Here is a 13,088-nt window from a genome sequence, read left to right as displayed (position 1 = left end):
GTATTTCAATTAATGTTAAACGTGTACGAGTGTACCCTCGTCTTCGCCCATGATCACGCGCTTGAGCGCGCCCGGCTTGACGATGGAGAACACCTTGATCGGGAGCTTCTGGTCGCGGCACAGGGCGAACGCGGTGGCGTCCATCACCTGCAGGTGCTTGGCGATCGCTTCGTCGAACGAGATCGACTCGTAGCGGGTCGCGTGCGGATCCTTCTTCGGATCGGCGGTATAGACACCGTCGACCTTGGTTGCCTTCAAAACGATTTCGGCCGAGATTTCGGCGCCGCGCAGCGCGGCGGCCGTGTCGGTGGTGAAGAACGGGTTGCCGGTGCCGGCGGCGAACACGACGACCTTGCCCTCCTCCAGGTACTGCAGCGCCTTCGGGCGCACGTAGGGCTCGACCACCTGGTCGATGCCGATCGCGGACATCACGCGCGCGGTGATGCCTTGCTGGCGCATCGCGTCGGCCAGCGCCAGCGCGTTCATGACCGTGGCCAGCATGCCCATGTAGTCGGCGGTCGCGCGGTCCATGCCCTGCGCGCCCGGGGCCACGCCGCGGAAGATGTTGCCGCCGCCGATCACCACCGCCAGTTCCACCCCCAGCTTCGACACCTCGACCACGTCGGCGACCATGCCTTCGATGGTGGCGCGGTTGATGCCGAACGGATCGTCGCCCATCAGCGCTTCGCCAGACAGTTTGAGGAGGACTCGTTGGTAGGCTGGTTTGGTCATGAATGGGGCTCCTGTATGGTGATGTGTTTCGATTCCGGTTCTGGCACCGGGGAACGCTCCCGGAGCCTCACCCGTCGCTGCGGATGGACGTAGGGTGGGCACCACGTGCCCGCCTGCGGCGCCCGCACGACGTTGGCGCCATGGTGGGCACGGGGTGCCCACCCTACGATGTTGCCACGGCCAGCGGCCGGGGCGTCCCCGTACAAAAACGGGCCTTGCGGCCCGTTTTCTTTATTACTGCTTGACGGCAGCCATCTGGGCTGCGACTTCGGCTGCGAAGTCGTCGACCTTCTTCTCGATGCCTTCGCCGACGACGTACATCGTGAATCCCTTCACGGTGGTGTTGGCGGCCTTCAGCATCTGCTCGATGCTCTGCTTGTCGTTCTTCACGAATGCCTGGTTGAACAGCGACACTTCCTTCAGGTACTTCTGCACCGAACCGTCGATACGCTTGGCGACGATGTCGGCCGATTGCGGCTGCTTGCCTTCGGCGACGGCCTTGTCGGCGTCTTCCTGGGCTTTCAGCTGGGCGACCGAACGCTCTTTCTCGATCAGGTCGGCCGGAACTTGTTCCGACGACAGGGCGACCGGCTTCATCGCGGCGATGTGCATCGCGACGTCCTTGCCCACTTGCTCGTCGGCGCCGTCGTAGTCGACGATCACGCCGATGCGGGCGCCGTGCAGGTACGACGCCAGCTTGCCCGTGGTTTCGAAGCGCTGGAAGCGGCGCACGGTCATATTCTCGCCGATCTTGCCGATCAGTGCGGTACGGATGTCGTCGAAGGTCTTGCCGTCGACCGGCAGGGCTGCCAGGGCGGCGACGTCGGCCGGGTTCTGCTCGGCGACCAGCTTGGCGGCCAGGTTGGCCATGGCCAGGAAGTCATCGTTCTTGGCGACGAAGTCGGTTTCGCTGTTGATTTCGACCAGCGCGCCGATGTTGCCGTTGATGTAAGCCGAGACCACGCCTTCGGCGGTCACGCGCGACGAGGCCTTCGATGCCTTGCCGCCCAGCTTGACGCGCAGGATCTCTTCGGCACGGGCCATGTCGCCTTCGGCTTCGTTCAGTGCCTTCTTGCATTCCATCATCGGGGCATCGGTCTTGGCGCGCAGTTCGCCGACCATCGCTGCAGTAATCGCTGCCATGTGTATTCTCCTAAGTTTTAATCTGGTACCGGATTCGAATTCGCTTGAAAAAAGGGGCGCCCGGCGCCCCTTCTTCCATCGGCGGACACACGCCCGCCGTCATTCAATTACGCTTGCTCGTTGACTTCGACGAAGTCGTCGGCCGACTTGGCCATTTCGACGATTTCGGCGGTCGAGTTGGCACGGCCTTCCAGGATCGCATCGGCGACGCCGCGTGCGTACAGGGTGATGGCCTTCGACGAGTCGTCGTTACCCGGGATCACGTGGGTAACGCCTTCCGGCGAGTGGTTGGTGTCGACCACGCCGATGACCGGGATGCCCAGCTTGCCGGCTTCGGTGACGGCGCCCTTGTGGTAGCCGACGTCGACGACGAAGATCGCGTCCGGCACGCCCTGCAGGTCCTTGATGCCGCCGATCGACTTCTGCAGCTTCTCCAGTTCGCGCGAGAACATCAGCGCTTCTTTCTTGCTCATCTTCTCGACTTCACCCGATTCGATCGCGGCTTCCATGTCCTTCAGGCGCTTGATCGAGGTCTTGATGGTCTTGAAGTTGGTCAGCATGCCGCCCAGCCAGCGCTGGTCGACGTACGGCACGCCTGCGCGTTGCGCTTCGGCGGCGATGATGTCGCGGGCCTGGCGCTTGGTGCCCACCAGCAGGATGGTGCCGCGGTTGGCAGCGATCTGCTTGATGGTCTTCATCGCATCCTGGTACATCGCCATGGTCTTTTCCAGGTTGATGATGTGGATCTTGTTGCGATGACCGAAGATGAACGGGGCCATTTTCGGGTTCCAGAAACGGGTCTGGTGGCCGAAGTGAACACCGGCTTCCAGCATTTCGCGCATAGTGACAGACATATAATTCTCCAGGGTTGGTTTCTTGAACGACGGCCGGTACACCCCTTGGGGCACCCTTGTCGGCCGCATTCGCGATTTAAAAAAGGCTGATTTGCTACTCGGTTTGCTGCTTTTTGCGGCGTTATTTACCGCATCGCTCGATACGAACACGAGCAACCCGAGATTCTAGCGGGATTTGCCGTTGCGCGCAACCGAAACCCATGTCATTTCACTCTCGGAAGCTTGCCGGCGGGAGCGCCGGCCATCGTCCCGCGGCACTCCGGGATCACATATAATGGATGGATCGCAGATTGCAGAACCGTAAAATTATGTCCATCTCCATCAAGACTCCGGAAGAAATCGAAGGCATGCGCGTCGCCGGCCGCCTGGGCGCGGAAGTGCTCGACTACATCACGCCTTTCGTCAAGGCTGGCGTGACCACGGGCGAACTCGACCGTCTGTGCCACGAATACATGATCAAGGAACAAGGCACCGTGCCGGCCCCGCTGAACTACGCGCCGCCCGGCTATCCGCCCTTCCCCAAGGCCGTGTGCACCTCGGTCAACGACGTGATCTGCCACGGCATTCCCGGCGACAAGGTCCTGAAGAATGGCGACGCCGTCAACATCGACGTCACCGTGATCACGAAGGATGGTTTCCATGGCGACAATAGCCGCATGTTCCTGATCGGCGAACCGTCGATCCAGGCCAGGCGCCTGTCCGAGGTCACCTATGAATGCATGTGGCTGGGCATCAGCAAGGTCAAGCCGGGCGCCCACCTGGGCGACATCGGCGCCGTGATCCAGCAGCATGCCGAAAAGAACGGTTTCTCGGTGGTGCGCGAATTCTGCGGCCACGGCATCGGCCGCGTGTTCCACGAAGAACCGCAAGTGCTGCACTACGGCCGCCCGGGCACGGGCGAGGAACTGAAGGCCGGCATGATCTTCACGATCGAGCCGATGATCAACGCGGGCCGCCGCGAGATCCGCGAAATGCCGGACGGCTGGACCATCAAGACGAAGGACCGCAGCCTGTCGGCCCAGTGGGAACACATGATCCTGGTGACGGAGACGGGCTACGAAGTGCTGACCACGTCGGCCGGCACCCCGCCGCCGCCGGCCATCGTCCAGCAGAACGACGCCGTCGCCGCCTGACCCACCAAGCCGTCCACGCCGACCATGACCAGCACCGTCGCCGATTCGCAGCTCGACCAGCAACCCAGCCTGCAGCAGCAGCTGAAGCAACGCCTGAAGGCCGAGCGCCAGCTCGTGATCGCCGAATTCCAGGAATGCGGCAAGCCAGAGAAGCTGCTGCGCGGGCTGCGCCAGAGCGTCGACGGCGTGCTCGAAGACGCCTGGCGCACAGCCGCCCTGCCCGAGGACACGGCGCTGGTCGGCGTCGGCGGCTACGGGCGCGGCGAGCTGTTCCCCTATTCCGACGTCGACCTGCTGGTCCTGCTCGGCCGGCCGGCCGACGCGCTGACCCAGGCGAAGCTGGAGAATTTCGTGCAGCTGCTGTGGGACCTCGGCCTCGAGATCGGCCACAGCATCCGCACCGTGGACGAGTGCCTGGTCGAGTCGAAGGCCGACATCACGGTGCAGACGAGCCTGCTGGAAGCGCGCCTCGTGACTGGCAGCCAGCCGCTGTTCGAGACGCTGCAGTTCCGCTACGACGCGGCGATGGACGCGCAAGCCTTCTTCCACGCCAAGACGGCGGAGATGCGGCTGCGCCACGCCAAGTACGAATTCACCCCGTTCTCGCTGGAGCCGAACGTCAAGGAAAGCCCGGGCGCGCTGCGCGACCTGCAGGTGATCCTGTGGGTGGCCAAGGCGGCGGGCCTGGCCAATTCCTGGAGCCAGCTGGCGATGCGCGGCCTGATCACGCGCGAGGAAGCGCGCCAGCTGATGGAAAAGGAACGCGCGTTCAAGGACATCCGCATCCGCCTGCACCTGCAGACGAAGCGGCGCGAAGACCGGCTCGTGTTCGACGTGCAGACGGCCATCGCCGAGAACCTGGGCCTGGAAGGCACGCCCGAGCGCCGCGTCAGCGAATTCCTGATGCAGCGCTACTACTGGGCCGCCAAGACCGTGACCCAGCTGAACACGATGCTGCTGCAGAACATCGAGGCGCAACTGTTCCCCACCCCGAGCGCACCGGTGCCGATCAACCCGCGCTTCAATGAGGTCGGCGGCTTCATCGACATCGCCGCCGACGACACGTTCGAACGCAACCCCTCGGCCGTGCTCGAGATCTTCGTGCTGATGACGGAGCGCCCCGACATCAAGGGCATGACGGCACGCACGATGCGCGCGATCTGGCATGCGCGCAAGCTGATCGACGAGGAATTCCGCGCGCGTCCCGCCAACCGCGCCCTGTTCCTGCGCATCCTGCAGGCGCCCGTGGGCCTCGTGCACGCGCTGCGCCGCATGAACGACCTGGGCATCCTGGGCCGCTACCTGCCGAACTTCCGCCGCATCATCGGCCAGATGCAGCACGATTTGTTCCACGTGTACACGGTCGACCAGCACATCATGATGGTGGTGCGCAATATGCGCCGCTTCACGATGACGGAACACGCGCACGAATACCCGTTCTGCAGCCAGCTGATCGCCAACTTCCGCGACCGCTGGCTGCTGTACGTGGCCGCCCTGTTCCACGACATCGCCAAGGGCCGCGGCGGCGACCATTCGGAACTGGGCAAGGAAGACGCGCTGCAGTTCTGCCGCGACCATGCCCTGTCGGAGGAAGACACGGAACTGGTCGTGTTCCTCGTCGAGCAGCACCTGACGATGTCGCAGGTGGCGCAGAAGCAGGACCTGTCCGATCCGGACGTCATCGCCGCCTTCGCCGCCCTGGTCAAGGACGAGCGCCACCTGACGGCGCTGTACCTGCTGACCGTGGCCGACATCCGCGGCACCAGCCCGAAGGTGTGGAACGCCTGGAAGGCCAAGCTGCTGGAAGACCTGTACAAGGTCACGCTGCGCGTGCTGGGCGGCGAGCCGCCGTCGGCAGACCGCGAACTGCGCGCGCGCCAGCAGGAGGCGCTGGCCACGCTGCGCCTGTTCGGCCTGGGCCCGACCGAGCACGAGGCGCTGTGGAAGCAGCTCGACATGGCCTATTTCCTGCGCCACGACGCGTCCGACATCGCCTGGCAGACGCGCTGCCTGCACGACAAGCTGGGCCGCGACAAGCCCGTCGTGAAGTCGCGCCTGGCGCCCATCGGCGAAGGCCTGCAGGTGACCGTCTACGTGAAGGACCAGCCGGACCTGTTCGCCCGCATCTGCAGCTACTTCGACCGCAAGAATTTTTCCATCCTCGACGCCAAGATCCACACGACCAAGGGCGGCTACGCGCTCGACACCTTCCTGATCACGGACGAGAACTTCGCCGGCAACTACCGCGACATCATCAACCTGATCGAGCACGAGCTGTGCGACGTGCTGACGCGCCAGGAACCCCTGTCGCCGCCGCTGCGCGCCCGCCTGTCGCGCATGTCGCGCAACTTCCCCGTCACCCCGACGGTGGACCTGCGTCCGGACGAGCGCGGCCAGTTCTGGCTGCTGTCGATCGCCGCCAACGACCGCAACGGCCTGCTGTACGCGATCGCCAGCGTGCTGGCGCGCTACCGCATCAACCTGCACACGGCCAAGGTCATGACGCTGGGCGAACGCGTGGAAGACGTGTTCCTGATCGACGGCGCGGCACTCAACAACCAGCGCGTGCAGGTGCAGCTGGAGACCGAGTTGCTGGATGCGTTGAAGATCTGAGACCACCGTTAACCGCAACACCGTCGCCCCTGCGCAGGCAGGGGCCCAATCCAGCGCTGCCACGATGCGTGCACATTGGGTCCCTGCCTGCGCAGGGACGACGTATTTAATCGTTACTCAACATTACCATGACCGAACCCGTACGCCTGTCCAAACGCATGTCCGAACTGGGACTCTCGTCCCGCCGCGAAGCCGATGAATGGATCGCCCGCGGCTGGGTCCGCGTCGACGGGAAAGTCGTCTCGGAACTCGGCAGCAAGGTGCTGCCGCACCAGAAGATCACCGTGGAGCGCCAGGCCGCGGCCGAGCAGTCCAAGCGCGTGACGGTGCTGATCCACAAGCCTGTCGGCTACGTCAGCGGCCAGGCCGAGGACGGCTACAAGCCGGCCGTCGTGCTCGTCAAGCCGGAGAACCACTGGGCCGACGACCCGTCGCCGGAACTGTTCCACCCCACCCAGCTGCGCTCGCTCGTGCCGGCCGGCCGCCTGGACATCGATTCCGTCGGCCTGCTCGTGCTGACCCAGGACGGCCGCATCGCCAAGCAGCTGATCGGCCAGGACACGTCCATCGAGAAGGAATACCTGGTGCGCGTGCAGTACACGAAGCCGGGCCGCCTGCCGGACGCCGACCTCAAGAAACTCAACCATGGGCTGTGGATGGACGGCAAGCCGCTGCTGCCCGCCAAGGTACGCTGGCAGAACGACGACCAGCTCAGCTTTACCTTGAAGGAAGGCCGCAAGCGCCAGATCCGGCGCATGTGCGATATGGTCGGCCTGAAGGTCGTCGGCCTGAAGCGGGTGCGGATCGGCCGCGTGAAGCTAGGCGATTTGCCCCCAGGACAGTGGCGTTACCTGGGAGCAGACGAAGTGTTCTGAACGGCGGCACGGCCTTCAATGGGGGCCATGCTTGATCTGCATGTTCGTCCACGGGTCGAGCACGCGCAGCTCGTCCAGCACGGCGCGCGGGCCGGCCACGGTCCCGCCGCTTTCCTGGTCCCACTCCAGCTTCAGCTTGGAACGTCCCTTGCGCAAGTCCACGCGCGCGTAATCGACCCAGGCATCCTCGCCCACGTACTCGTAGGTCGTCACCCATCCCTGGCGCCGCAGCGCGTCGTTCGCCTGGCGCAGGGCGAACGGGGGCAAGCCCTCGATGGTTTCCGGCTCCAGCCTGGGATCGCCCAACACGCCCAGGTACCGCACGATATGCGAAATCCACGTCATCGCTGCCTCCCCAACACTCGTCGACGTGATTTCACTCTATCAGCGGGGTGTATGCATTGACGTTAGCTGGCGCACAGAGGGGAACAAAACACTGAACGACCGGTCAGGAATTTGTATCAAGTTGTTTCAGACCGGATCGGCAAGGATGAGGTGCAGGTCTTCCAGCGTGACGGGCTTGGTGAGGTGATGCGAGAACCCCCGGTTGCGGGTCTGGCGCCGGTCGGCGTCCTGGCCCCAGCCCGTCAGGGCGATGATGCGCAGCGCCGCGAAGCGCGCATCCTGGCGCAGACGGCGCGCCACTTCGTAGCCGTCCATGCCGGGCATGCCGATGTCGAGCAGCACGCTGTGCGGCAGGAAATTGTCCGCAGTCGACAGCGCGCTGCGGCCGTCATAGGCGATGCGGACCTCGGCGCCGTCCGCCTCCAGCAGCAAGCCCAGCGTGTCGGCCGCGTCGCGGTTGTCGTCCACGACCAGGATGCGCTGGCCGTGCAGGGGCGCGGCGACGCGTGCCTGGCCAAAGGGCTCGGCGGGCTCCCATTCGCCGTCCGGATCGGCCAGCGGCAGGCGCACGATGAACTCGCTGCCCAGGCCGCCGCCCGCGCTCTTCGCCTCGACCGTGCCATGGTGCATCTCGACGAGGCTGCGTACCATCGTCAGGCCGATGCCCAGCCCGCCCTGCCCCCGTCCCACGTTGCGGTGCGCCTGGGCGAACATGTCGAACACGCGCGGCAGCGCCTCGGCGGGGATGCCGATGCCGGTATCGCGCACGGACGCCACGACCATGCCGTCCACGCGGCGCGCGTCGAACCAGATCCGGCCGCCGGCATCCGTGTACTTGGCGGCATTGTTGAGCAGGTTGGAAAACACTTGTGTCAGGCGCACGCGGTCGGCCTCCAGCACCAGCGGCTCCTGCGGCAGCGCGACGGCGAGCTGGTGGGCGCAGCGGTCGATGGCCGGCTGGCTGGTCTCGATGGCCGCCTGCACGATCTCGGAAAACGGCACCCGTTCCAGCTTCAGGTCGATCTTTCCGCGCGTGATGCGGGACACTTCCATCAGGTCGTCGACCAGGCGCACGATCTGGCGCACCTGGCGTCCCACCATCTCGACCACGCGGTCGGCCTGGCGCCGGCCGTCGGGACGGCGCATCAGCTGCACGGCATTGCTGATCGGCGCCAGCGGGTTGCGCAGTTCGTGCGCCAGCGTGGCCAGGAACTCGTCCTTGCGCCGGTCCGCTTCCCTGAGCGCTTCCTCGGCCTGGACGGCGCCCGTGATGTCGAGCGAGATGCCGACGTAGCCGCGCTGCACGCCCTCGCCGGAGAACCAGGGCGCGACGTGCGCTTCGAACCAGTGGCTGGCGCCACCGGCCACCGGCGTCTCGATGCGGCGGGTGAATGCGCCGTCGGCGCGCACGCCGTCGAACACGGCGCGCAGGTAGGCATCCATGTCGGCCGGTGGCACGATGCCGTTCCAGCCGCGCCCGTCCGGCGCGCCCGGCGCCGCCGGCCCGAACGGGCAGCTGCCGGACGTGCAGCGCTCGTTCAGGTAGATCACGCGTCCGTCCATGTCGAACTGGTAGACCAGCGCCGGCGACGCGTCCGCCAGCGCGCGGAACCGCGCTTCGCTCTCGCGCAGCGCATCCTCGGCGCGCTTTCGCAGCGTGATGTCGTAGAACAGGATCGCCACCCGCGGGCTGGCCCCACCGCCGACGGGGAAGACGAAGAAGTCGTACCATCCCTGCACGCCCGGCGCATAGCACTGGGAGCGGCTGCTCGTGCCCGTCCGTACGACCTCGGCGCAGGCGTCCAGCCAGCACGGCTCGTGCTCCGGCCGCACGCGCAGCCGGCCTGGGCCCACGTAGGAGATATTGGCCATGCGCACTGCCGCCGGATTCGCCTCCGTGTACGACAGGCCCGTCGCGCGGCCGGCGTCGTCCAGCTCGACGGCGGCCAGCAGGAAACCCTCGTCCATCGACTCGAACAGCATGCGGAACCGCCGCTCGCTTTCGATGAGCGCCGCCTGCGTGCGGCGGCGCTCGTCGATGTCGATGTGCATGCCGACCCACTTGCGCACCGAGCCGTCGTCATTGAACAGCGGCGCGGCGCGCGCATTGGTCCAGCGCCAGCCGCCGGCCGCCACCTGCACGCGGAACTCCACGTTCAGCGTGCGCCGCATGCCGACCGCCGCGCGCCACTGGCGCAGCACGGCGGCGCGGTCCTCGGGATGCACGGCGTCCAGCCAGCCCAGTCCCAGCGACGCTTCCTCGCGCTGTCCCGTGTACTGGGTCCAGCTGAGCGAACCCTCCACGATGCGGCCCTGGGCATCGGTTTCCCACACGGCCTGGGCGAACCCCTGGACCATGGCGCGGAAACGCTCCTCGCTCTCGGCCAGGCGCTCCTCCGTTTCCTTGTTGGCGCTGACGTCGATCACGAACAGCACGCAGCGCCCGCGCACCTCGCCGCCGCCGTCGGCGCCCTCACCGCCTTCACTGCCGATGCGCGCCGGCGCGAACAGGCCCCACCAGCGGCTGCCGTCCTTGCGCACCATCTGCTTGGTATAGGGCACGGGACTGGCGCCCGCTTCCAGGTCGCGCAAGGCGCTTTCCGTCACCGCCCAGAATTCGGGCGGGGTCAGGTCGCGCCAGTGCGCCAAGGTGCGCAGCTCCTCGCAGGAATAGCCCGTCATGCGCTCGAACGCGGGATTCACGTCGCGCACTGTGCCGTCGAGGTCGAAATACATGACGCCCACCGTGTCGATGGTGAGGGTGGCGTCGATCAGCGCCTTGTGTTCGCGCAGCACGCGCTCGGCCGCGCGGCTTTCCTCGACCTCGCGCTGCAGGTGTTCCTCGCGTTCCAGCACGGGGCGGATGCGCTCCTCGACGCGCCGTTCCAGTTCCCCGCCGTCGGCCCCGTCCTCCGTCACGGCCGGGTCCGCCTCGTGGCTGGCGGCCTGCCAGCCGGCGGCCGCGAATGCGGCGCAGGCATGCAGGCGGCGCAGGTGGCCGGCATCGAAGCCGCCGCCGCCCTCCAGCCGCATGGCGTTCAGGGAGCCGAGGGCGCGGCCCTGCACGCGCCAGGGAACGCCCAGCGTTTCGCCCAGGGGCACGTCGAGGCCCCGCGCCGACGGGAAATGATCGGCCGGATGCTCGAACAACGTGCTGCCGTCGGCCAGCACGGGCGCGCCACAGGTACATGCACCGATTCCCCAGCGCGCCCCCTCGAGCGGCGCCAGACGGCCCGCCACGGCTTGCCAGCGCACGCTACAGTCGTCCATGCCGCCGCCCGGACCTGGTTCGCAGACGGCCACCACGACGGAGTCCGCGCCGCACAGCGCGCGCGCCAGCTCGGCCACACGCTGCAGCAGCGAGTGCGGGTCGTCGGCCAGTTGCTGGGCCAGCGCCGCGAGCGCCTGCTCGGTGCCAGCATCCTCGCCCGTACCGCGTTCACGCAACAATGCCGCCACCACGGTATCGTCGCGGTAGGCGCCTTCGGCGGCGCCGGGCACGCCTGGAGGCGAATCGGCCATGGATTTATTGTCGGTTGTTTAACGACTGAAACCACAGATTACTTGACATTTCGATCATTGCCAATGGATTTCAATCGTACTCGCCATATTTAATTGCGCGCTGGAATTCCAAAGATTCGGAACACTTCATCAGATTGATTGCGATCGTCACTTTTAATCGGTAAGGCCTCGTGTGGAAGCACTGCTTGGCGTCAGCGTTGCGTCATACCGTAATGACGGCATTTTCCGTTCTTGCATCGATGCTCCCTCTGTCGTAGCATCCACGGCTTGCCGTGCCCACAAGGCGACCGGTCAAGATCCTGGAGTCCCATGAAAAACGAAACACCCACCAATACCGCGCAATATTCGCAAACCCGTTCCTTCCTCACCGTCGCCCTGATCGAACTCTGGGAACGCTTCGGCTACTACGGCATGCAGGCGCTGATCGTGTACTTCATGGTCCAGCGCCTCGGCTTCGACGACAGCCGGGCCAACCTGGTCTGGAGCGCCGCCGCCGCCCTGATCTACGTCTCGCCCGCCATCGGCGGCTGGATCGGCGACAAGGTGCTCGGCACCAAGCGCTCGATGTACCTCGGCACCATCGTGCTGACCCTCGGCTACGCCCTGATGGCCGTCCCGTCCGAGAACACCTGGTTCATGTTCTTCGCCCTCGGCGTCATCGTCGTCGGCAACGGCCTGTTCAAGCCGAATACCGCCAACCTGGTGCGCAAGATCTACGAGGGTGACGATTCCAAGATCGACTCCGCGTTCACGCTGTACTACATGGCCGTCAACGTCGGCTCGACCGTGTCGATGCTGGCCACGCCGTGGATCAAGGACTACGTCAATGCCACCTATGGCAACGAGCTGGGCTGGCACGCCGCGTTCGCCGTGTGCAGCGTCGGCCTGGTGCTGGGCCTGTTGAACGTGCTGGCGATGCGCGCCACCATCGCCCACGTCGGTTCGCCGCCGGACGAGCGCCCGCTCGACGTCGCCAAGCTGCTCATGGTGCTCGCGGGCAGCGTGCTGACCGTCGGCCTGTCCGCCGTGATCCTGGAATACCAGGCGCTGGCCCGCCTGTTCGTCTATGTCGCCGGCTTCGTCGTGCTGGGCATCTTCATCCACCTGATCCGCACCAGCGTGCCGAGCGAACGCGCCGGCCTGACGGCGGCCCTCGTGCTGACGCTGCAGACCGTGTTCTTCTTCATCTTCTACCAGCAGATGTCGACCTCGCTGTCGCTGTTCGCCCTGCGCAACGTCGACCTCGACTTCAGCGTGTTCGGCGCCCACCTGTGGACCTGGTCGCCGGCGCAGTTCCAGGCGCTGAACGCGATCTGGATCATGGTGCTGAGCCCCGTGCTGGCCTGGGTCTACACGGCCGCCGGCAAGGGCGGCAAGGACCTGTCCATCGCCGGCAAGTTCGCCCTCGGCTTCGGTGCCGTCGCCGTCGGCTTCTTCGCCTACGGCGTGGCCGGCGCGTTCGCCGTGAACGGCCTGACCTCGTCCTGGGTGATGATCGCCGGCTACGGCTTCTACTCGCTGGGCGAGCTGCTGGTGTCCGGCCTGGGCCTGGCGATGGTGGCCCGCTACGTGCCGGCGCGCATGACGGGCTTCATGATGGGCGCCTACTTCGTCGCCACCGGCATCTCGCAGTACCTGGGCGGCGTCGTCGCCAACCTGGCCAGCGTGCCGAGCAACATCACCGATCCGGTCCAGACGCTGCCGATCTACACGAGCCTGTTCAACAAGCTGGGCCTGGGCGCCGTCGCCTGCACCGTGATCGCGCTGCTCGTGCTGCCGCTGATGCGCCGCCTGAGCGCCACGCACGCGTCGCACAACTGATCGGCCTGCCGAGGTATCATCCCGACGGCGCGCCCGCTTCCGGCGCGCCG

At 66.0% G+C, this 13,088-nt stretch carries 9 protein-coding genes; 4 read left to right on the top strand and 5 right to left on the bottom strand.

Annotation, left to right across the window (positions count from 1 at the left end; translation table 11 throughout):
- Nucleotides 1-15: 15 nt before the first annotated feature.
- The 3 genes from pyrH to rpsB all read right to left on the bottom strand — a co-directional run bounded on the left by pyrH (nucleotide 16) and on the right by rpsB (nucleotide 2,729).
- The gene (gene pyrH, locus ACI1V7_RS05410; RefSeq protein ID WP_314545352.1) at nucleotides 16-732 is read right to left on the bottom strand and encodes a UMP kinase; all 717 of its coding nucleotides are present in this window, start codon (nucleotides 730-732) and stop codon (nucleotides 16-18) included.
- A 234-nt stretch (nucleotides 733-966) separates the two neighbouring features.
- Nucleotides 967-1,875: a translation elongation factor Ts gene (gene tsf, locus ACI1V7_RS05405; protein WP_404530717.1), complete on the bottom strand. Its 909-nt coding sequence runs from the start codon at nucleotides 1,873-1,875 to the stop codon at nucleotides 967-969.
- Between the two features lie 107 nt (nucleotides 1,876-1,982).
- On the bottom strand, nucleotides 1,983-2,729 hold the full coding sequence (gene rpsB, locus ACI1V7_RS05400) for a 30S ribosomal protein S2 (protein ID WP_290411048.1): 747 nt from the start codon (nucleotides 2,727-2,729) through the stop codon (nucleotides 1,983-1,985).
- Between the two features lie 305 nt (nucleotides 2,730-3,034).
- On the opposite strand from rpsB, the gene map reads away from it, so the two are divergent.
- The 3 genes from map (at nucleotide 3,035) to ACI1V7_RS05385 (ending at nucleotide 7,350) form a co-directional block, all read left to right on the top strand.
- On the top strand, nucleotides 3,035-3,862 hold the full coding sequence (gene map, locus ACI1V7_RS05395) for a type I methionyl aminopeptidase (protein ID WP_404531546.1): 828 nt from the start codon (nucleotides 3,035-3,037) through the stop codon (nucleotides 3,860-3,862).
- Between the two features lie 24 nt (nucleotides 3,863-3,886).
- Nucleotides 3,887-6,475, top strand: a complete 2,589-nt coding sequence (locus ACI1V7_RS05390) for a [protein-PII] uridylyltransferase (RefSeq protein ID WP_404530714.1) — start codon at nucleotides 3,887-3,889, stop codon at nucleotides 6,473-6,475.
- A 128-nt stretch (nucleotides 6,476-6,603) separates the two neighbouring features.
- A complete protein-coding gene (locus tag ACI1V7_RS05385) occupies nucleotides 6,604-7,350 on the top strand; it encodes a pseudouridine synthase (protein WP_404530713.1) in 747 nt (248 codons plus the stop codon).
- A gap of 15 nt (nucleotides 7,351-7,365) precedes the next feature.
- Here ACI1V7_RS05385 and ACI1V7_RS05380 read toward each other — a convergent pair whose 3' ends face one another.
- Entirely contained in the window at nucleotides 7,366-7,695 is a 330-nt protein-coding gene (locus ACI1V7_RS05380) for a hypothetical protein (protein WP_404530712.1), read from the bottom strand.
- Between the two features lie 126 nt (nucleotides 7,696-7,821).
- Nucleotides 7,822-11,217 carry a PAS domain-containing hybrid sensor histidine kinase/response regulator gene (locus tag ACI1V7_RS05375; RefSeq protein WP_404530710.1) on the bottom strand — a complete coding sequence of 1,132 codons (3,396 nt, stop codon included), beginning with the start codon at nucleotides 11,215-11,217 and terminating at the stop codon, nucleotides 7,822-7,824.
- A gap of 309 nt (nucleotides 11,218-11,526) precedes the next feature.
- Here ACI1V7_RS05375 and ACI1V7_RS05370 point away from each other — a divergent pair, with 309 nt between their 5' ends.
- On the top strand, nucleotides 11,527-13,038 hold the full coding sequence (locus ACI1V7_RS05370) for a peptide MFS transporter (protein ID WP_404530709.1): 1,512 nt from the start codon (nucleotides 11,527-11,529) through the stop codon (nucleotides 13,036-13,038).
- Nucleotides 13,039-13,088: the final 50 nt, after the last annotated feature.

Source organism: Massilia paldalensis, from assembly GCF_044901715.1.
Classification (GTDB): Bacteria; Pseudomonadota; Gammaproteobacteria; order Burkholderiales; family Burkholderiaceae_D; genus Telluria; species Telluria paldalensis.
This window is presented reverse-complemented; position numbering and strand designations above follow the sequence as displayed.

Excerpts from the sequence above, each read along its gene's own strand:
- pyrH (WP_314545352.1), bottom strand. The coding sequence starts at position 732 with ATGACCAAACCAGCCTACCAACGAGTCCTCCTCAAACTGTCTGGCGAA.
- tsf (WP_404530717.1), bottom strand. The coding sequence starts at position 1,875 with ATGGCAGCGATTACTGCAGCGATGGTCGGCGAACTGCGCGCCAAGACC.
- rpsB (WP_290411048.1), bottom strand. The coding sequence starts at position 2,729 with ATGTCTGTCACTATGCGCGAAATGCTGGAAGCCGGTGTTCACTTCGGC.
- ACI1V7_RS05390 (WP_404530714.1), top strand. The coding sequence starts at position 3,887 with ATGACCAGCACCGTCGCCGATTCGCAGCTCGACCAGCAACCCAGCCTG.
- ACI1V7_RS05385 (WP_404530713.1), top strand. The coding sequence starts at position 6,604 with ATGACCGAACCCGTACGCCTGTCCAAACGCATGTCCGAACTGGGACTC.
- ACI1V7_RS05380 (WP_404530712.1), bottom strand. The coding sequence starts at position 7,695 with ATGACGTGGATTTCGCATATCGTGCGGTACCTGGGCGTGTTGGGCGAT.
- ACI1V7_RS05375 (WP_404530710.1), bottom strand. The coding sequence starts at position 11,217 with ATGGCCGATTCGCCTCCAGGCGTGCCCGGCGCCGCCGAAGGCGCCTAC.
- ACI1V7_RS05370 (WP_404530709.1), top strand. The coding sequence starts at position 11,527 with ATGAAAAACGAAACACCCACCAATACCGCGCAATATTCGCAAACCCGT.